This window comes from Staphylococcus sp. HMSC070D05, from assembly GCF_001815595.1.
GTDB lineage: Bacteria > Bacillota > Bacilli > Staphylococcales > Staphylococcaceae > Staphylococcus > Staphylococcus hominis.
Window position 1 is genome coordinate 44293 of sequence record NZ_KV821157.1, and the last position, 21356, is coordinate 65648.

At 32.7% G+C, this 21356-nt stretch carries 14 protein-coding genes and 2 pseudogenes; all 16 read right to left on the minus strand.

Annotated features, from left to right (window positions below; genetic code table 11):
- Nucleotides 1-44: 44 nt before the first annotated feature.
- The 16 genes and pseudogenes from HMPREF3046_RS09670 to HMPREF3046_RS09740 all read right to left on the minus strand — a co-directional run bounded on the left by HMPREF3046_RS09670 (nucleotide 45) and on the right by HMPREF3046_RS09740 (nucleotide 21351).
- Nucleotides 45-761 (minus strand): GntR family transcriptional regulator, encoded by a 717-nt coding sequence (locus tag HMPREF3046_RS09670; protein WP_070719137.1) that lies wholly within the window; start codon nucleotides 759-761, stop codon nucleotides 45-47.
- A 2-nt stretch (nucleotides 762-763) separates the two neighbouring features.
- A pseudogene (locus HMPREF3046_RS11645) lies at nucleotides 764-2209 on the minus strand (DNA translocase FtsK); the annotation flags it as partial.
- A gap of 104 nt (nucleotides 2210-2313) precedes the next feature.
- Nucleotides 2314-3187: pseudogene (locus tag HMPREF3046_RS11650) on the minus strand (cell division protein FtsK); the annotation flags it as partial.
- Nucleotides 3188-3522: 335 nt separating this feature from the next.
- Nucleotides 3523-5196 carry a ribonuclease J2 gene (rnjB, locus tag HMPREF3046_RS09680; protein WP_070719141.1) on the minus strand — a complete coding sequence of 558 codons (1674 nt, stop codon included), beginning with the start codon at nucleotides 5194-5196 and terminating at the stop codon, nucleotides 3523-3525.
- Nucleotides 5197-5400: 204 nt separating this feature from the next.
- Nucleotides 5401-7497, minus strand: coding sequence for a polyribonucleotide nucleotidyltransferase (gene pnp / locus HMPREF3046_RS09685; protein ID WP_070719143.1), 2097 nt, complete (start codon nucleotides 7495-7497; stop codon nucleotides 5401-5403).
- Nucleotides 7498-7633: 136 nt separating this feature from the next.
- Nucleotides 7634-7903, minus strand: coding sequence for a 30S ribosomal protein S15 (gene rpsO / locus HMPREF3046_RS09690; RefSeq protein WP_017174614.1), 270 nt, complete (start codon nucleotides 7901-7903; stop codon nucleotides 7634-7636).
- A gap of 109 nt (nucleotides 7904-8012) precedes the next feature.
- Nucleotides 8013-8984: a riboflavin biosynthesis protein RibF gene (ribF, locus tag HMPREF3046_RS09695; protein WP_070719145.1), complete on the minus strand. Its 972-nt coding sequence runs from the start codon at nucleotides 8982-8984 to the stop codon at nucleotides 8013-8015.
- Nucleotides 8985-9001: 17 nt separating this feature from the next.
- The gene (gene truB / locus HMPREF3046_RS09700; RefSeq protein ID WP_070719147.1) at nucleotides 9002-9919 is read right to left on the minus strand and encodes a tRNA pseudouridine(55) synthase TruB; all 918 of its coding nucleotides are present in this window, start codon (nucleotides 9917-9919) and stop codon (nucleotides 9002-9004) included.
- A gap of 211 nt (nucleotides 9920-10130) precedes the next feature.
- Nucleotides 10131-10481: a 30S ribosome-binding factor RbfA gene (rbfA, locus tag HMPREF3046_RS09705; protein ID WP_002448740.1), complete on the minus strand. Its 351-nt coding sequence runs from the start codon at nucleotides 10479-10481 to the stop codon at nucleotides 10131-10133.
- A gap of 94 nt (nucleotides 10482-10575) precedes the next feature.
- Complete coding sequence (gene infB, locus HMPREF3046_RS09710; RefSeq protein ID WP_070719149.1) at nucleotides 10576-12681, minus strand: translation initiation factor IF-2; 2106 nt, start codon at nucleotides 12679-12681, stop codon at nucleotides 10576-10578.
- 4 nt (nucleotides 12682-12685) lie between these two features.
- On the minus strand, nucleotides 12686-13003 hold the full coding sequence (locus HMPREF3046_RS09715) for a L7Ae/L30e/S12e/Gadd45 family ribosomal protein (RefSeq protein WP_070719151.1): 318 nt from the start codon (nucleotides 13001-13003) through the stop codon (nucleotides 12686-12688).
- A complete protein-coding gene (rnpM, locus tag HMPREF3046_RS09720; RefSeq protein WP_070719153.1) occupies nucleotides 13000-13284 on the minus strand; it encodes an RNase P modulator RnpM in 285 nt (94 codons plus the stop codon). The genes HMPREF3046_RS09715 and rnpM overlap by 4 nt, the downstream gene beginning before the upstream one ends.
- A gap of 29 nt (nucleotides 13285-13313) precedes the next feature.
- Nucleotides 13314-14540 carry a transcription termination factor NusA gene (nusA, locus tag HMPREF3046_RS09725; RefSeq protein ID WP_049336455.1) on the minus strand — a complete coding sequence of 409 codons (1227 nt, stop codon included), beginning with the start codon at nucleotides 14538-14540 and terminating at the stop codon, nucleotides 13314-13316.
- Nucleotides 14541-14560: 20 nt separating this feature from the next.
- Nucleotides 14561-15028, minus strand: coding sequence for a ribosome maturation factor RimP (gene rimP / locus HMPREF3046_RS09730; protein WP_049336458.1), 468 nt, complete (start codon nucleotides 15026-15028; stop codon nucleotides 14561-14563).
- A 144-nt stretch (nucleotides 15029-15172) separates the two neighbouring features.
- Nucleotides 15173-19483 carry a PolC-type DNA polymerase III gene (locus tag HMPREF3046_RS09735; protein WP_141755535.1) on the minus strand — a complete coding sequence of 1437 codons (4311 nt, stop codon included), beginning with the start codon at nucleotides 19481-19483 and terminating at the stop codon, nucleotides 15173-15175.
- A gap of 167 nt (nucleotides 19484-19650) precedes the next feature.
- Entirely contained in the window at nucleotides 19651-21351 is a 1701-nt protein-coding gene (locus HMPREF3046_RS09740; protein WP_070719159.1) for a proline--tRNA ligase, read from the minus strand.
- Nucleotides 21352-21356: the final 5 nt, after the last annotated feature.

Genomic DNA, 21356 nt, shown 5'->3' on the forward strand with positions numbered 1-21356 from the left:
TTAGTATGTTGTTTCAAAATAATCAATCACTCCTTTACCTGTTATTAAATTTTCGTGCGTGTTAATTTAAACTTCACTAGGCTACTTTTTATATAATTTAATGAGTATAAAATAGGTTTACCCATTTCATCATAATGTACAACCTTTAATAACATTAGTCCCTCATGTGGTTCAGCATTCAATATGCTAGAAATATGAGGTTCATAACTGATCGCTTCAATTTCAGTTTCAGCAGAAGCTACCTTATGACCAGTATTAAGTTCAATTGCATTAAGCATCGACCCATCACTTTCTTGATATTCGGTACAAGTTAAATGATGCTCAGCAATCTTATCTAAACAATAAATAACTGGATGATGGTTCGCAGTACGTAGTCTTTCAATAATTGTTATAGGCTGTTTATCTTCAATATCTAACATTTTTGCATCTAATAAAGAAGCGGGGTGTTGCTCTAAACTTAAATATTCTGTACTTGCTTCATATCCCGCTTTTTTAATCATTTCACTAATACTAAATAATTTATTTAAAGGATAATAAAAGGGACGTAGAGCCTTTATACTTGTTCCTTCTTCAAAATTATCAGTTAAAACTTGTTCAATAATAAGTTCTCCAATCGCTTCATAGACATCATCTGTTTTCACATTAACTTCTCTAGCAATAGATAAATTGCTAGGAAGTTTATCACCAGGTTTTAAAGAATGATTTTTTATTTTTTTAAAAATATATTCTTTTACTTTAAAAACTGAGTTTAATTCAGTCATACTCACACCTCTTCATTCTCAAAATCTATTAAAACTTGTCTTGGTTTACTGCCTTTTTGTGGACCAATAACATTATTTCTCTCTAAATCGTCCATTAATCTTGATGCACGATTATATCCAATTCTGAATTGTCTTTGTAAAAGCGACGTACTTGCTTTTTGTTTCTCAATTACAAAAGCGTATGCATCATCATACAGTGCATCTTCACTTTTCATTTCTGATTTATCTACAGGGGCGTCAGGTTCCATTTCTTTTACGTAATTCGCTTTTTGTTGTTCAACTACATAATTGACAACTTCTTGTACTTCTTGATCACTTAAAAATGCACCTTGAACACGTGTCTGTGTAGATTCACCATTACCAACATAAAGCATGTCACCTTTACCAAGTAATTTCTCTGCTCCTCCAGAGCCTATGATTGTTCTAGAATCTGTTTGTGAACTTACAGCAAATGCAATTCTTGAAGGGATATTATTTTTAATAATACCCGTGATAACATCTACAGAAGGACGTTGTGTTGCTACAATTAAATGTATACCCGCTGCACGAGCCATTTGTGTAATACGCTGTATTGCATTTTCAACTTCTTTTCCTGCCACCATCATTAAATCTGCTAATTCATCAACAATGACAACGATATAAGGAAGTTCTGATTGCTTTTCATCAAGTTCCTCATTTTGACGTCTTATAAATTGATTGTATCCTTCAATGTTTCTAGTAGATGAATGTTGAAATAAATCGTAACGACGTTCCATTTCAGCTACAATTTTTTCTAATGCCTGTGATGCTTTATGAGGATTTGTTACTACGGGTATTAATAAATGTGGAACACCATTATATACATTTAATTCTACCATTTTAGGATCAATTAACATTAATTTTACCTCATGTGGCTTAGCATTTAATAAAATACTCGTAATAATACCGTTAATACATACTGACTTACCACTACCTGTAGAACCAGCCACTAATAAGTGAGGTGTGTCATTCAATTCAATAGTCATTGGTTCTCCAGAGATGTCTCGTCCTAAACCAACTTCTAATTTATTTTTTGCTGGAAACTTAGATTCTAAAACTTCTTTTAGCGTAACTAAAGAAATTTTATCATTTGGAACCTCAATACCTACAGCTGAACGTCCAGGTATAGGCGCTTCAATACGAATATCTTTTGCAGCAAGTGCTAAAGCTATATCGTTATGTAAATTAACGATTTTATTTACTTTAACACCTTGAGCAGGTTGAACTTCGTATTGAGTGACAGCCGGTCCAATTTTAATTTGAGTCACTTTAGCATTAACTCCGAAATTTTTCATAGTTGATTCTAATATTTGACCTTTACGTTGTACTTCAGCTCTTGAAGTTGTCGTTTGTTTTGTTGGCTGTTTAAGTAATGATAAAGGAGGAATGTGATAGGCTACATTGCCAATTTCTCCCGCTTCCATGATTGAACTATTATTCGTATCGTTATCATTAGAAACGTGTTTTATTTTATCATTTTTTATAGAACTTGATGAAGACACATGAGTAGGTTCTTTATCTTGATGGTCCATGTCAAATTGACGTTTTTTACGTTTAGGTCGTACTTTTTCTTCATCCGTTGCTGCATGATGGCTATATATAGGAATATCTTCATGTTGTTGTTTCACTTCTGGGAAGTCACTCACATCTTTAATGACTTCATCTTTTCTTTGTTGTTCTTCTAATTCTCTTTGGCGCGCCAATGCTTGACGCTGTTCTTCTTTTTCACGTAATCGTTCTTTTTTTCTAATTTTCTTTGCTTCTCTTTTTTCTTTTAAAGTAGAAGAAGCACTCTGTGTAGAACGTTTGAAACGATCAATTGTATTTCTCGCTACATCTCTATGATGTAATTTTAGTAATAGGATAATACTTGATATGAGTAAAATCAAAGTCACAATGATAATCCCAGCGATAGAGATTAAAGGTACAAATAATTTTAATAAATAAAAGCCTATAATACCTCCACCGAAATTTGGAAAATGAGTATGTTCATAAGATTTATAGACGTAAGACAATACCGGTTCTCTTTTCGCAACTTCTCCTTTAGAAAAATAATAAATAAGTTGAGAAACAATCAGTAATACAAATTGTAATATAATGAGACCGAATGTACGACGTGTTTTGGGAAAATGTCTTTGCATTGCAATATAAATCGTAATTAAACTTACTAAAATATATGTAAGGTAACGACTTGCGCCAAATAAATAATTGAAAAAGCTATCAATCATTCTACCAACAAGCCCTAATTGAAATATTCCTAAAATAGATATAATCACAATTATAATAGCAATAATATATCTTATAGAACTATCTGTTTTTTGTTGCTTTTTCTTTTTAGTTTGGCGTGCTTTCGTTTTCGTCTTTGAATTGGTTTTTCTAGTTGTCGTTTTTTTCTTAGTTCGTGGCAAATGTTACACCTTCTTTTATTTTTAATTATAATAATGACATTTTCAAAAATATAAAAAAATGTAAGTTATGTTTTAGAGTTAAAAGTATGAAAGAGGTTGAGACAATATGTATCACATAGACTCTTAAGCCCATTTTAAAGTAATTAAATATAAATGAGTCAAATCATCTTTTAAAATTATAGAGTTCACTATAAAAGTTAGGGTAAATGTCTTATCTTTTATATACTTTCTATTTAATACATCAGTGAATCTATAAATAAGAATGATAAACGTTTATATTTTAATTATTTTATAAAAGTGATATTGTCCCGACCTCTTTATTAAATGTATATCTTTTAAATTTCAGAAATAACTGGAATAATCATTGGACGACGTTTTGTACTTTCGAATAAAAGCTTGCTAATTTGGTCGCGCATATTTTGTTTAATTTCAGACCACTCAATGCGTTTTTCTTGTAGTCCAGCTTCCACAATTTCTCTAACTTTATCTTCTGCTTCTTTCATTAATTCTTCACTTTCACGTACGTAAACGAATCCGCGTGATTGAATTTCAGGTCCAGCAGCTATACGTCTATTTTTAGGGTCTAATGTTACTACTGCAATAAAGATACCATCTTCTGCAAGAAGATGACGATCTCTTAACACAATATTTCCGACGTCTCCTACACCTATACCATCGATGAGAATATTACCTGAATTTACTTTTTCATTTAATACCATGTGTGAGCCATCAAAATGAATCACATCCCCTTTTTCGACAAGGAAAATCTTTTCAGGTTCAACGCCTGCTTCATTTGCTAATTTTGCATGAGCAATTTGCATTTTAAATTCACCTTGAACAGGAATAAAGTATTCAGGTTTCATAATATTAATCATCATTTTTAATTCTTCCATACAACCATGACTAGAAGCATGAATTTTTTTATTATTTGGAATAATATGTGCACCTGCTCGAACAAGTTCATTTAATGTATTGGCTATAATAACTTCCATATTTGCTGAAGCAGTGATGGCTAAGTAAACTGAATCGCCCTCTTCAATATTTAAAATTTTATGTTTATGTTGGGCCATTTGACTTAACGCTTCAATAGGTTCGCCTTCCATACCTGTTGCTATAATAACTACTTCATTTTTAGGATAGTTTTCAACTTCATTGATTGGAAGCAATAAATCTTTAGGAATATCAAAATATCCCATTTTGCGTGCAGTATTAAATGAACTTTCAAGAGATTTCCCTAAGAAAGATACTTTGCGATTTAATTTACTAGCAACATTTAATACTTGTTGAATTCTAATAAAATTCGATGCATAGCATGAAACAATTAAGCGACCTTTTACTTTAGCAAATGCATCATAAATATGCGATTCTATGACATTTTCTGGAGTATTATAACCAGGTTTTTCTGCTTCAGTTGAATCACTAATCAAAGCAAAAACACCTTCTTCTCCAATTTCAGCCATGCGTTTCATATCAGGAGCATAATGTCCTTGTAAACTTTGATCAAATTTAAATTCACCTGTATATACAATTGAACCGTGTGAAGTGTGAATACAAATACCTAAACTATCTGGAATACTGTGTGATGTATTAAAGAAAGTAATATTAACGTTTTTAAATCTCATCACTGAATCATGATTTACAGTATAATATCGTACTTTTTTCTTTATATTTCTTTCTTTGATACTTTCTTTAACTAAAGCTAAAGTAAGTTTTGATCCATAAATTGGTGCATCAACTTGCTCTAAAATATAACTCACTGCACCAATTGCATGTTCATGGCCATGACTTAAAAATATTCCTTTTAATTTATCTTTGTTTTCTACTACATATTGGATGTCTGGAATAACAATATCTACTCCTAACATCTCATCTTCAGGAAACATTAATCCTGCATCTAACATAAACATCTCATCGTCTACTTCGACGATATACATATTTTTAGCGATTTCGCCTACGCCCCCAAGTGGAATAATGCGAATATCGTCATTCTTTTTCTTTACTAAACTCAAAATGTTACCTCCTATAATTAATTCCCGTCCATATAAACTCATAATTTATTATAATTTAATTTACGAAGGATGTACACTATTAAAGTGTGTTGTAACTAAGGAGTATAAGACCTTTAATAAAAAATATATACTTTCATAAAATCATTCTTTATATATATAAAGAAGGTTAGGACTTCACTTTGTCCTAACCTTAACTTCATTCATTTATTCATCTAAAACTTTATGAGACGCATTTACACGGCCTTGTTTATCAATTTCTGTAATTTTAACTTCAATCGTATCACCGATTTTTAAAACGTCTTCAACTTTATTTATTCTATCTTTAGAAATTTGAGAAATGTGTAATAAAGCATCTTTACCTGGGAATAATTCTACAAAAGCACCATATTTTTCAATACGCTTAACTTTTGCATGATATACTTGGCCCACTTCAGCTTCACGTGTAATTTCATTAATAATTTCTCGAGCTCTATTTATCATTTCTTGATCAACAGCGCCAATAAAGATAGTACCATCTTGTTCAATATCTAACTTAACGCCAGTTTCGTCAATAATTTCATTAATTTTTTTACCACCTGGACCAATGACATCACGAATTTTTTCAGGTTTGATATGCATAATTTCTACCTTAGGTGCATATGCACTTAATTCACTACGTGGTTGATCGATTGTTTGTAACATATGATCCATAATAGCTAAACGACCTTGACGAGCTTGTTCAAGAGCTTCTTCAATCACTTCACGTGTTAAACCATCAATTTTGATATCCATTTGAATTGCAGTAATACCCTCTTTAGTTCCAGCAACTTTGAAGTCCATATCACCTAAGGCATCTTCCATACCTTGAATATCAGTTAAAATTGTATAACTATCTTCACGAGTGACAAGACCCATAGCAATACCGGCTACTGGAGCTTTAATAGGCACACCAGCATCCATTAACGCTAATGTTGAGCCACAAATTGAAGCTTGTGAAGATGAACCATTTGACTCTAATACTTCACTCACAATGCGAATTGTGTAAGGGAACTCCGTAGTGTCAGGAATGATATATCTAAGCGCTCTTTCACCTAGTGCACCGTGACCAATTTCACGACGACCTGGTGCTCTTACTGGACCCGTTTCACCTACTGAGAAATTAGGGAAATTATAGTGGTGCATAAAACGTTTTTCAATTTCAGGTCCTAATCCATCAATAAGTTGATACTCTCCTAATGCCCCTAAAGTAAGTACAGATAATGCTTGAGTTTGTCCACGAGTAAACAATCCAGAACCATGTGCACGTGGTAACAAACCAACTTCTGATTCAAGCGGACGAATTTCATCTGGTTTACGTCCATCAGGTCTAATTTTTTCATCTGCAATTAATCGACGAACTTCTTCTTTTACTAAATCATTTAAAATTGCATATACTTCATCGATAAGCAATTCATTTTCTGGATCCGCTTCGTCTACAAATTCAGTAGCGATTTCTGCTTTAAGTGCATCTAAATTTTCATCACGTTGTTGTTTGTCAAATGTTAATACAGTTTCTTTTAATCCTTTTTCTTCCGTTAAAGATTTTACTCGTTGTACTAATTCTTCATCACGTTCAACGGGAATAAATTCTTTTTTTACAGGTTGAATATGCTCAACAACTTCTTCTTGGAAAGCAACTAAACGTTTTATCTCTTCATGACCAAAGAAAATCGCTTCAAGCATTTCTTGCTCTGTAATTTCACTCGCACCTGCTTCAACCATATTTACAGCATCTTTATGACCAGCAACTTCTAAATCTAAACGAGATACTTCTTTTTGTTCAAGTGTTGGATTAATCACGTATTTTCCATCAATATATCCTACATTTACACCGGCAATTGGGCCTTGGAATGGAATATCAGACACGCTCAATGCCATTGATGATCCAATCATTGCTGCCATTTCTGGGGAACAGTCTGGATCCGCACTTAATACAGTATTCATAATTTGAACGTCATGTCGATAACCTTTAGGGAATAATGGTCTAATTGGTCTATCAATTAAACGTGCAGTAAGTGTCGCTTCATCTCCAGGACGACCTTCACGTTTTTTAAACCCACCTGGAATTTTACCAGCTGCATACATTTTTTCTTCATAGTTAACTGTTAAGGGAAAAAAATCACCATCACGTGGCTCTTTAGAAGCAACTGCTGTAGATAATACAACAGTATCACCATAACGTACTAAAACTGCACCATTAGCTTGTTTCGCTAATTGACCTGTCTCAATCGTTAACGATCTTCCAGCCCATTCAGTTTTGAACACTTTCTTTTCTTGAGACATTATGAATCTCCTCTCTGAAATCTAATACTTACATCATATCATTTATTTATATATTTTTATATTAGTGTTTATGATAAAAATACAAAAAAAGGAAAGTACCAATCTAAATGGTGCTTTCCCTTCAATATATTTAAAATTAACGACGAATACCTAATGATTTAATTAATTCACGGTAACGTTGAATATCTTTACTACGTAAGTAGTTTAATAAGTGTCTACGACGACCAACCATTTTTAATAATCCACGACGTGAATGGTGATCTTTTTTGTGTTCACGTAAGTGTTCATTTAATGCAGAGATTTCTGCAGTTAAAACAGCGATTTGTACTTCTGGTGAACCAGTATCTGTTTCGTGTACACGATATTCTTTAATAATTTCATTTTTACGTTCTTGAGTAATAGCCATATTAAATTCCTCCTAATTTTTGTTTACACCTTAATCTGAGCAAGACGTCGGAGTTTCAACCTGCCAAGATAAAGGATTCAATAATAATAAGTTTTTCAAAAACTCAACTTTAAATATTATACGATACATCATCACCAAAATCAACTGCTAAAAGATATTTTGCACGTTCCTTATCATCATTCATTTGACTGACTAAAGCATCTATACCATCAAATTTTACCTCTGGTCTTAAATAATGGTGCCAATATACGATTACACGTTCTCCATAAATATTTTCTTCAAAATCAAAAATATTTACCTCTATCACCACTTCTGCTTTAGATGGATCGTGGAATGTCGGCTTGACACCTACGTTAGCTACCCCACGATATATTTTGTGTTCGGCACCTATTTCAATACTTACCGCATAGACCCCTTTTTTAGGAAGTACATGATCATTGCTAGGTTGGACATTCGCTGTTGGAAAACCGATTGTTCGACCTCTTTTTTCTCCTTGAACAACTGTGCCTTTAATTCGATATACATAACCTAATTCATCATTAGCTTTTTGTAGATTGCCTTCATGTAACGCTTGTCTAATTGATGTTGTTGAAATTTTTTCAGAATCCAAATCTAATTTACCGACTATTGTAGTATTAAATTCATCTATTTCATTTAACACGGCCATATTTCCTTTACCAAATTTACCAAATGTAAAATCAAATCCTGCAACAACTTCTTTAACATGATTATTAATAATATAGTCTTTGATAAACTCTTCAGCTGTGACATTAGCGAAACGTGACGAGAAATTGATAACAATACAATAATCAATATCATGCTGTTCTATCATTTCTAATTTATCAGATAGTGGTGTTAAGTAATCTGTACGTTTACGTTCAGGATTTAATACTACTGATGGATGCGGATCAAATGTTGTTACTGCTTTTTTTAAATTTTTTTCTTTTGCCCGTACATCTAATGCTTCAAATACTTTACTGTGACCACGATGCATACCGTCAAAAAAACCAAATGCCATTGCAACATCTTCTTTTATGAGTTGTTCATTTTGTATTGGATGTGTTATTTCTATCACTTTCATATCAATCAAAGGCTCCTTTAATTAAATACTTTTTTAGGCTTTATTTCGTTAATTTTGTCAGGATGATGTTCATAAATGGCTAATGCTTTTTCACTTATCTTATCAATAAACACAAATTGCTTTTCTAATGATAGAGTAAAATCTTTTTTTAGAAGTTTTTGACCATTTAAGATTCTATACTTTAAAGTGTCATCATCAATAACTACATGTTGTAAACTTTTCAAACCATATTCTATAGGAAATAGATAATGTTGTAATCTTTCATGCTCATGTAATTCAGAAATTTTTTCAAGTGATAAACTCTCATTTATATTAAATCCACCCGAATTTATACGAGTTAACAACGACATATGAGCAGGATAGTCTAAAGCTTTGCCAATATCTGTTGCTAACGTTCTGATATAGGTACCTTTTCCACACGTTACTTTTATATCAAAATGACATATTTGTTCTATAAATGTTAAATCAGATATTCGTTCAATTTCATCAATTTTAACTTGTCGTTTTGGCCGTTCAATAGTTTCCCCTTTTCTAGCATATTCATATAATTTTTTTCCATTTACTTTGACAGAAGAATACATTGGAGGAACCTGCTCTATTACTCCTTTAAATTCTTCTAGAACATGATCAACTTCTATAGAATTAATCATATTCGACGATATATTTACTTTTTCTATTACTTCTCCAGTTTGATCTTCAGTTGTCATACTTTCACCTAATGTAATAGTTGCTTGATAAGATTTCCCCATATCCATGACATAGTCGCTTACTCTTGTTGCTGTCCCTATACAGATAGGTAGTACACCTGAAACTTCAGGATCTAATGTTCCTGTATGACCTATCTTTTTAGTTTTTAAGATTTTTCTAAGTTTAAATACAACATCATGACTGGTTAACCCACGTTCTTTATACACTGGTAATATACCGTTGTACATTTTTTCACACCCTTTAATTTATTATGACTCACTATGTATTATTAAATAATCTAATGTCTTATCCATATGTTATCAGTATTAATCATATAAAAAGGAGTAGGACTGAATTCATGTAAATGTTATCGTCCTACCCCCATTATATGTTACATCTAAACTTCTTTTTCTGAAGTTATTTGATTAAATGTCACTGATTAATAACAATGATAAAGTATTATTTATCTTGCTTGTGTAAATCTTGAATCATTTTTTCAATTTTATTACCGTATTCAATTGATTCATCATATTCAAAGAATAACTCTGGTACTATACGTAATCTCATTCTTGAACCTAGCTCAGATTTAATGAATCCTTTTGCTTTATCTAAAGCTTTAAACGTATCATTAACTTCCTTCTTATTACCAAGCACTGTTAAGAAAACTTTGGCTTGTGATAAATCATTTGTTAATTCAACGTCAGTAATAGTAATAAATCCTACTCTTGGATCTTTAACTTTATTATTAATGATATCCATAACTTCTTTTTTCATTTGTTCGCCAACACGTTCAGCTCTCATATTACTCATGGATATGTCACCTCTTTATTATTTAACATATGATTAGAAAAGAAGGCTAAAGTGTCTACCTATATCATATACACTTCAGCTCTTTACAAATGAGTTATCTTTCAATTTCTACCATTTCGAATGCTTCAATAATGTCGCCTTCTTTAATGTCATTAAAGTTTGCAATTGTAATACCACATTCGTAACCTTGTGATACTTCTTTAGCGTCATCTTTAAAACGTTTTAACGTATCAAGTTCACCTTCGAATTGAACGATACCATCACGAATGACACGTACGCCTGCGTTACGAGTGATTTTACCTTCAGTTACGTAACTACCAGCAATTGTTCCAACTTTTGAAACTTTGAATGTTTGACGTACTTCAGCTTGTCCGATAACTTGTTCTTCAAATTCAGGATCTAATAAACCTTTCATCGCTGATTCAATTTCTTCTATAACATTGTAGATGACTCTATGAAGACGCATATCAACATTTTCAGCTTCTGCTGCACGTTTCGCACCTGCATCAGGACGTACATTAAATCCAACAATAATACCATTTGAGGCATTGGCTAATGTAACATCTGATTCATTGATTGCCCCTACAGCTGTATGAATAATACGAACATTTACGCCTTCAACATCAATTTTCATAAGAGATGCAGCTAAAGCTTCTACAGAACCTTGTACATCACCTTTAATAATGACATTAAGATCTTTCATTTCTCCTTGTTTCATTTGTTCGAATAAATTGTCTAATGAAACATTTTTACTTTCTTGACGTTGTTGAATCACACTTGCTTCATGACGAGCTTCACCAATACGACGCGCTTGTTTTTCATCTTTGAAAATAACGAAGCGGTCACCTGCTTGAGGTACATCGTTAATACCAGTAATTTCAACCGGTGTAGAAGGTCCAGCTGTTTTAATTCTTTGACCCAAGTCATTTACCATAGCTCTTACACGACCATACGTATTACCAACTACAATTGAATCACCTACATGTAACGTACCATTTTGAACTAATAATGACGCAGCTGGTCCACGTGATTTATCTAATTCTGCTTCAATAACAGTACCTACTGCTTGCTTGTCAGGATTAGCTTTTAATTCTTGTACTTCGGCAACTAAACCAATCATTTCTAATAAGTCATCAATACCATCAGCATTTAATGCTGAAAGTGGTACAAAGATTGTGTCGCCACCCCAATCTTCTGGAATTAAACCATATTCAGTTAACTCTTGCATCACTCGATCTGGATTTGCAGTTGGTTTATCAATTTTGTTGACCGCAACAATTGTTGGTACATCCGCTTCTTTAGCATGGTTAATTGCTTCAATTGTTTGAGGCATAACGCCATCATCTGCTGCTACTACTAAAATAGTGATATCTGTTACTTGAGCACCACGTGCACGCATTGTTGTGAACGCTGCATGTCCAGGGGTATCTAAGAAAGTTATTTTTTTACCATTATTTTCAATTTGATATGCACCAATGTGTTGTGTGATACCACCTGCTTCTCCTGCTGTTACTTTAGTATTTCTAATTGAGTCTAGTAATGTTGTTTTACCATGGTCAACGTGTCCCATAATTGTCACAACTGCTGGTCGTTCGATTGCATCTGGATCGTCTTCTTCATCATCAAAATAAGTTGTTAGGTCTTCTTCGTTAACAACAACTTCTTTTTCAATTTCAACACCATAATCATCTGCGATAAGTTCTAATGTTTCTTCATCTAATGATTGGTTGATGTTAGCAACAATACCTAATAAGAATAATTTTTTAATAATGCCAGACGATTCGATATTTAATTTATCAGCAAGTTCTCCTACTGTAATACCTTCCTCATACGTAATTTTTGAAGGCATTTCTTTAGGTTCAGTAGTAGGTTTGCTATTCTTGCCTTTATTATTATTTTTATTGTTTTTATTATTTTTGTTGTTTTTGCTATTTTTATTGTTTTTTTTCTTTGAATTAGATTTATTTTGATTATTATCTTTTTTATTTTGCTGTTTTTGGTGATTATTTTGAGTGTTTTGTTTTTTATTTTCTTCATTTTGTGATGATTTGAACTTTTTATCAAGCATCTTAATATGGTCATCTTCTAATGCTTGCATGTGATTGGATACTTCAACGTCCATTTTCTTTAACTCATCTATAATCTCTTTACTTTTAACATTTAATTCTTTCGCATATTCGTAAATTCTCTTTTTACTCATATAATCACTCCTTACAATATTCATCAATCATCGACATAAGCTTTTTGGCAAAACCTGAATCTGTCACGCCAATATTTACACGTTCTTCTTTGCCTAATGATTGTCCTAATTCTACTCTCGTACCGAAAACTCTAAATGGAACTTGATATGTGTCACATTTATTCTTTATATTCTTTTTAGCGTTATCTGAAGCATCAGTAGATAAAATCACAAGCTTAATATTACGTTTTTTTATTTCTGATATGAGTACTGATTCTCCAACTTTAACTTTTCTAGCTCTCATCGCTAAGCCTAAAAAATTAAATATCTGTTCTTTTATCATTTAGGAATCTCTTCTCTATAAATTAATCGAATAACTTCTTTATATACAGGATCTAATTTTTCAGGACTTTCATTAAAATACTTCTCGAGTACACCATTTTTTTGAGCATCTTCTACGCTTTTAACATCTTTTGAAACATATGCACCTCTACCTTGTTGTTTTCCAGTACCATCAGCGAAAATTTTGCCTTCTTTATTAATTACTACTCGAATCATATCTTTTTTAGGACGCATTTCATTCGTGATGATGCATTTACGCATTGGAATTTTCTTCTTCTTCATTTACTACTCACCCCATATGCTTAAACGTATTAATGTTCTTCTTTATTATCTGAAGCGTCTTGTGCTTCATTTGAAGTTTCATCAACTTCCGCTGATAATTCAGCTGTTGTTAAGTTTGTTTCTTCTAAATTTATGTCGTCAATTTCAATATCTTTATCTTCAGAAAATACTATTTCATCAGCTTTTTCTTCAGATTCAATTACAGGATAAATCCCTGCTTCGCGAGCATCTGTTTCAGATTTAATATCAATTTTCCATCCTGTAAGTTTAGCAGCTAAGCGCGCATTTTGTCCACGTTTACCAATAGCTAATGATAATTGATAATCAGGTACTACCACTACAGTAGATTGGTTATCTTCATCAACAATAACTTCTAAAACTTGTGATGGGCTTAAAGCATTACGTACAAAAACGTTTGGATCTTCATTCCATTGGACAATATCGATTTTTTCTCCACCTAATTCTTCAACAACCGCTTCAACACGTGAACCTTTTGCACCTACACAAGCTCCCACTGCATCTATATCTGGATTTTCAGAGTATACACTAATTTTAGAACGGTCTCCTGCTTCACGTGCAACTGATTTCACAATAACAGTTCCATCATAAATTTCTGGGACTTCTTGTTCAAATAAACGCTTTAATAAACCCGGATGACTTCTTGATACATAAATTTGTGGACCTTTTGTTGTTTGCTCTACTTTATTAACATAGACTTTAATTCTTTCATTTGGAACGTATGTTTCATTAGGACTTCTTTCAGCTTCAGATAAAACCGCTTCGATTCTACCTAAATTAACATACACATATCGATGATCAACACGATCAATCACACCTGTTAAAATATCTTCTTCTTTATCAATAAACTCAGAGTATAAAATTTCTCTTTCAGCATCTCTTAGACGTTGCATGACTGCTTGTTTAGCAGCCTGTGCGCCAACACGACCAAAGTCTTTAGGTGTGACATCTTCTTCATAAATATCACCTATTTCATAAGCAGGATTTTTAACTAAAGCTGTGCTTAAATCAACTTCTTCACGATCATCAAATACTTCTTCTACAACTTCTTTACGTGCGATGACTTTAAATGTACCTTCATCCATATTTAATTCTACACGGACGTTTCTAGCACTATCATAATTTTTCTTATATGCAGTAATTAAAGCTGCTTCAATTGCATCAATCAAAACTTCTCTTGGAATTTTCTTTTCCTTTTCTAAGTATTCAGTTGCTAATAATAATTCATTACTTGCCACAATTATTCCTCCTCATCACGTTAAATCATTACAGCGTGACGTGCTTTTGCAATTTTATTTCTTGGTATCTCAATTGTTTTTTTCTTTGCTTTTTCTTTAACTTCCATAATTATTGTGTCATCATCGACAGACTTCAGAATGCCTAACCATTCTTTATCACCTTCAATTGGCGCATAAAGAGATACAAATACAGGTTGCTCTATCGCATTTTGATAATCTTTTTCTTTTTTTAGTGGACGTTCAGCTCCAGGTGAAGCTACATCAAGATAATACATTTCAGGGATAGGATCATTTTGATCCATTGCTTCACTTATTTTTTCAGAAGCAAGCGTACAATCATTTAAATCCACGCCACCTTCTTTATCAATAGAGATTCTCAAAAAACGATCTTTGCCTTCTTTTGCATATTCAACATCAACTAATTCAAAGTTTAAATCATCTAAAATGGGAGTAATGATAGTTTCTACTTCTTCAGTAATTTTACTCATACAGGCCTCCTTTTTGGCAAATAGAAAAGAGCGGGTATATGCCCACTCTTTCTGCCTGAGTCTAAATTTTTACACAAGACAATTATAACACACTTTATATGCTTAAACAAATGAAGCTACTATTAATACTTCTAAGTTCTCAATTTACATATCAAAAATGGACAACTGTGCTTTATCTGGTAAATCTGGTAATGAACCTAAATCATCAAGGTATTCAATGATTTTTTGAGACAAACCTGCTTTTTTATTAAGGTCTTCTTTAGATAAAAACGGCCCGTCTTCGCGTGCCTCAACAATACGTTTAGCTACGTTTTCACCTAATCCTGGCACAGCAATAAATGGTGGAATCAATGTATCATCTTCAATAACGAAATCAAAAGCTTGACTTTTTTCTAAACTAATCGGCTGCATTTTAAATCCACGATGTGCCATTTCATTCATTATTTCTAATACTGTTAATACATCTTTTTCTTTTTTTCCTAAATCCATATAACGAGAATACATATCTTTAACTGTGTTCTTAATACTCTCTTTATCTTTAATCATTGTAATTAAATCAAAGTCTGATGCACGAATTGTAAAATATGCTGCATAATAGTATAACGGATGGTGCACTTTAAAGTATGCAATACGTACAGCCATAAGTACGTAAGCAGCTGCGTGAGCTTTAGGGAACATGTATTTAATTTTTAAGCATGAATCTAAATACCAATCAGGTACATCATTTGCTTTCATCGCATCTATCATTTCATCCGTAAGTCCTTTACCTTTACGCACAGACTCCATTGTTTTAAAGGCCATTGATGGTTCAAGCCCAGCATACATAAGATATACCATGATATCGTCACGACAACCAATTACACTGGATAAATCGCAGATGCCTGAGCGAATTAACTCTTGTGCATTACCAAGCCACACATCGGTACCATGTGATAATCCTGAAATTTGTACAAGTTCAGAAAATGTTGTCGGCTTAGTGTCTTCTAACATTTGACGAACGAATCCAGTACCAAATTCAGGTACACCAAATGTGCCTGTCTTACATAAAATATCCTCTTCTGTTACACCTAAAGAGGCCGGACTACTAAATATTTGCATTGTCTCCTTATCATCAACAGGAATCGTTTTAGGATCGATACCCGATAGATCCTGTAACATACGTATCATTGTAGGATCATCGTGTCCAAGTATATCAAGTTTTAACACATTATCATGAATCGAGTGGAAATCAAAGTGTGTTGTCATCCAAGATGCACTTTGATCATCTGCTGGATATTGTATCGGTGTAAAATCGTAAATATCCATATAGTCAGGAACTACAATAATTCCTCCTGGATGCTGTCCAGTTGTACGTTTAACACCTGTACATCCTTTGACAAGTCTATCGATTTCCGCACCACGTTTATGAATACCTTGATCATTTAGATATCCTTTAACGAAACCAAACGCTGTTTTTTCAGCCACTGTACCAATTGTACCTGCTCGGAATACTTTATCTTCTCCAAAAAGTACTTTCGTATAGTTATGCGCATGCGGTTGATATTCACCACTAAAGTTCAAGTCAATATCTGGCACTTTATCTCCTTTAAATCCTAAGAAAGTTTCAAATGGAATATCTTGACCTTCTTTAATTAATTCGCCACCACAAGTTTCACACGTTTTATCAGGTAAGTCGAATCCAGAACCTACCGACCCATCATCAAAAAATTCACTCGTCTTACAATGTGGACATATATAGTGTGGAGGGAGTGGATTCACTTCTGTAATCTCTGTCATTGTTGCAACAAAACTCGAACCTACAGAACCACGTGATCCTACCAAATATCCATCATCTAATGACTTTTTAACTAACCGTTGTGATATGAGATAGATAACTGAAAAGCCATTACCAATAATACTATCTAATTCTTTTTCGAGACGATCAATTACAATTTGCGGTAAGTCATCACCATACAATTTTTTAGCATTTGTATAGCTTAATTCACGTATTTCTTCATTAGCGCCCTCCATACGTGGCGTATATAATTGATCTTTAATTGGAATGACTTTCTCAATTCGGTCTGCTAATTCATTTGTATTTTTAACAACAATATCATAGGCTTTATCTTCTCCTAAAAAGTGAAATTCATCTAACATTTCATCTGTTGTTCTAAAATGCGCTTCCGGAAGTGTGGAACGATTTAATGGATTACCTGGTTGTGATGCAATTAAAATTTTACGAGCAATAGCATCATGCTCAAATAAGTAATGAGCATTACCAGTAGCTATCACAGGGATCCCTGTACTTTCTCCCGCTGTTAAAATACGATCATATATTTCATACAATGTTTCAGTATCACGAATTAATTCGCGATCGATTAAATCTTGATAAAGTTTAGGTGGTTGTACTTCTATAAAATCATAATACTTTGCTATTTTTTCAACTTCAGATTGATCACGTTGCATCACAGCTGTAAATAATTCCCCTTCATCACAAGCTGTACCAACTAGAATCCCTTCTCGATATTCATTTAATAATGATCGTGGAATTCTAGGTGTTCGATAATAATATTTTACTAAAGAAGCACTTACAATTTTAAATAAATTCTTGAGTCCATCTTGATTTTGAACTATGAGTGTAACATGGGTTGGTCGTGCACGTTTATAGGCATCTTCATTTGATAATTTTTTATTAATATCTTTATGATTAGTCACACCTAGTTCTTTCATCTGTTGAACCATTTTAATGAAAATGTAAGCTGTTGCTTCAGTATCATAAATCGCTCTATGGTGCTGAGTAAGTTCAACACCATATTTTTTAGCTAAGAAATTCAATCCATGTTTACCGTATTCAGTGTTTATGGTACGTGATAATTCAAGGGTATCAATCACTCCATTAGTTGATGGACCGAAACCTAGTCGTTCGTATCCAGTATCAATAAAGCCCATATCGAATGAAGCATTATGTGCTACAAAAATGGCATCTCCTACCCATTCTTTAAATTCTGTTAATACCTCTTCAATTTCTGGTGCATCCACTAGCATGTCATCTGTAATGTGTGTCAGATTAATTATTGTTTCTGATAATTTTTCATGTGGATTACTAAATCTTTCAAATTTATCTATAATTTCACCATCTTTAACTTTAACAGCAGCAAGTTCGATAATTTGATCATATTGATTAGATAATCCAGTTGTTTCGACGTCAAACACTACATATGTAGCTTCTTTTAAATCTCTGTCAGTAGGTTTATAGGCAATAGGTACTCCATCATCGACTAACATGCCTTCCATCCCGTAAATCATTTTAATTCCATTTTTTTCTGCTGCACTATGAGCATCAGGGAATGCTTGAACCACATTATGATCAGTAACAGCTATTGCTTTATGTCCCCATGTTGCAGCCTGATTAACATACGCACTAATGTTTGGAATGCCATCCATTTGACTCATTGATGAATGTAAATGAAATTCGACACGTTTCTCTTCTGCTTTATCTTGTTTAGGTGTCTTTTTGATTTCTTCAATATCTGACATCATCATGACTAAATCGCGTACAAACGTATCTTCTTCTATACGACCTTGTGCACGCACCCATTTACCTACACTTAAAGCTTTAAAGTGATTTAAATCATCCTTATTTTTTCTAGTAAACATTTTTAATACTAAAGAATCTGTATAGTCTGTCACCTTAAGTTCAACGATGTGACGTCCACTTTTTAGCTCTTTAATATTAATATCAAAGATAACCCCTTCAATGGCTACTTTAAATTCTTCTTCAATAATTGTTTCAATAGGTTTAATATTTTCAACGTGAATTGGCTTTCCTATTTGACATTTTTCAACACTACTACCGTTATTATCTTGTTGTTTTGCTTTTTCAGCTCTTATTTTTTCAATTTTTTCTGTAGCTTCTTTAGCACTTTGTTGATCTTCTTCTTGAATATGTGCCTCTAATGAAGCAAGATCTTCATCTCTATTCGAATCATCAGTTTCAAATATTACTTTATCTATATCAAAGCCACATTTTTGAAATGCTTTTACTAAACTACCATTACAAACTTTATCAAAATGATTTCTTTCAATATCATTTGAAGTCATTATTTTTAAAACATTGCCTGACATAATTAAACGTTTTTGTTTAAGTTGACCCTTCACTTTTGGTGATAAGGCTGTGTGTTCAATACAATGTCCAAAATATTTAATCACATGTTCATCTTGATTCGATGTATTTTGAATTGTAAAATGCCAGTCCACATGTGCAATATCTTTAAACTCTTCTTTAATTGCATGAGTAAAGATTAAATAGTCTTCATTTGAAAGAAAATAAGGTAACGTAATCTGAAATTCCCAACTTCTATTTTTATTTGATACATCTATTCGTGTGAGTTCACCTTTTTCAAGTATTTCTTTATCCAATTGATTTGAAATCTTAATTTGATCGGCAAGTACTCTAAATTTTTCCTGACTTGTCATTGCCACAAAGAATAACCACCTTATTTCGAACTTATCATTTACTTAAAAAACTTGATTTATATTATACTACTTTCACATTTATTTTTCATGATTACAGTTTAACTAATAAAAACAATAAAAGAGGTTGGAAACAACAACATGTTCCAACCATTTTTATTCATGTGTACCTATAGGTTTTCATAGAGTGACGCAATGTGATTGTTTAATTCATTAATATGAACCTCTTCACTTTCACCTGTTTGACGCACTTTAACTTCAACAATACCTTCACTTGCATTTTTACCTACAACAATTCTTATCGGTAAACCAATTAAATCAGCATCATTAAATTTAACGCCTGCACGCTCTTTACGATCATCATAAAGTACATCATATCTAGATTGTAATTCTGAGTATAATTTATCTCCTAATTCAAGTTGTTCTTCTTTTTTAGGATTAATTGTGATTAAATGTAAATCAAATGGAGTGACTGACTTTGGCCAAATAATACCATTTTCATCATTATTTTGCTCAACAATCGCACTTAATGTTCTAGACACTCCAATACCATAGCAACCCATAATTAAAGGTTGAGCTTTACCTTGATTGTCTAAAAATTTAGCATTCATTGCTTCAGAATATTTCGTTCCAAGTTTAAATACTTGTCCAACTTCAATACCTTCTGCAAATTTTGCATTTCCAGAACCATCACTTAATGGTTCACCTTCTAAAATAAATCTAAAGTCTCCGTATTCATCGATATTAAAATCACGCTCAACATTTGCATTAATATAGTGATAGCCATCTTCATTAGCACCTACCACTATGTTATTTAAATCTTTAACAAAATTATCAGCAATAATTTTAATGTCTTTATTATGAATAGGTCCTAATGAACCAGGATTTGCTCCAAGTAAATTTACAATTTCATCTTGAGTCGCTATTTCCACATTATCAGTTTCAAAGTATGCTTTCACCTTCACATCATTGAGCTCGTGATGGCCTCTTACTAAGAACATCATGAATTCTCCATCCACTTTGAAAATCATTGTTTTTACAATTTCATCAATTGGACGATTTAAAAAGTCAGCTAATTCTTGAGCTGTTTTAATATTTGGCGTTTCTATTTTTTCTAGTGATTTAATGTCTGTATGTTTCTCATTTGGATAATACTTAACTTCAGCTTTTTCAATGTTTGCTGCATAATCACTATTTTCACTATACACAATCGTATCTTCACCAATTTCACTTAAAGCCATAAATTCATGTGTATGATGACCACCAATAGCACCAGAATCAGCTACTACTGGACGCGCGTTAATTCCAACACGTTTGAAAATACGACTATAAGCATTATACATATCTTGATACGTTTGATCTAATGATGCTTCATCAGCATGGAAAGAATAAGCATCTTTCATGATGAATTCTCTTCCACGTAATAAACCAAAACGTGGACGTTTTTCATCACGGAACTTAGATTGAATTTGGAATAATGTTAATGGTAGTTGTTTATAAGACTTTAATTCATCCCTAACGATAGAAGTCACTACTTCTTCGTGAGTAGGTCCTAAAGCAAATTCTCTTCCATTACGGTCTTTTAATCGCATTAATTCAGGACCATAAGCGCCCCAACGTCCCGACTCTTCCCAAAGCTCTGCTTGTTGCAATGCTGGCATTAAAATCTCAACTGCATCAATACTTTCCATTTCTTCACGAATAATTTTAGAAATATGATTTAGTACACGTGTTGCTAATGGTAAATAACTATAAATACCACTTGTGCTTTGTTTAATTAAACCTGCTTTTAATAATAACTGATGACTTAAAGCCTCAGCTTCAGAAGGGACTTCTCTCATTGTTGGTATAAAAACTTTCGATTGTTTCATTTTTT

Bases quoted from the DNA above. Each gene is read 5' to 3' on its own strand.
- HMPREF3046_RS09670 (WP_070719137.1), bottom strand. From the start codon at position 761: ATGACTGAATTAAACTCAGTTTTTAAAGTAAAAGAATATATTTTTAAA.
- pnp (WP_070719143.1), bottom strand. From the start codon at position 7,497: ATGTCTCAAGAAAAGAAAGTGTTCAAAACTGAATGGGCTGGAAGATCG.
- rpsO (WP_017174614.1), bottom strand. From the start codon at position 7,903: ATGGCTATTACTCAAGAACGTAAAAATGAAATTATTAAAGAATATCGT.
- ribF (WP_070719145.1), bottom strand. From the start codon at position 8,984: ATGAAAGTGATAGAAATAACACATCCAATACAAAATGAACAACTCATA.
- truB (WP_070719147.1), bottom strand. From the start codon at position 9,919: ATGTACAACGGTATATTACCAGTGTATAAAGAACGTGGGTTAACCAGT.
- rbfA (WP_002448740.1), bottom strand. From the start codon at position 10,481: ATGAGTAATATGAGAGCTGAACGTGTTGGCGAACAAATGAAAAAAGAA.
- infB (WP_070719149.1), bottom strand. From the start codon at position 12,681: ATGAGTAAAAAGAGAATTTACGAATATGCGAAAGAATTAAATGTTAAA.
- HMPREF3046_RS09715 (WP_070719151.1), bottom strand. From the start codon at position 13,003: ATGATAAAAGAACAGATATTTAATTTTTTAGGCTTAGCGATGAGAGCT.
- rnpM (WP_070719153.1), bottom strand. From the start codon at position 13,284: ATGAAGAAGAAGAAAATTCCAATGCGTAAATGCATCATCACGAATGAA.
- rimP (WP_049336458.1), bottom strand. From the start codon at position 15,028: ATGAGTAAAATTACTGAAGAAGTAGAAACTATCATTACTCCCATTTTA.
- HMPREF3046_RS09735 (WP_141755535.1), bottom strand. From the start codon at position 19,483: ATGACAAGTCAGGAAAAATTTAGAGTACTTGCCGATCAAATTAAGATT.
- HMPREF3046_RS09740 (WP_070719159.1), bottom strand. From the start codon at position 21,351: ATGAAACAATCGAAAGTTTTTATACCAACAATGAGAGAAGTCCCTTCT.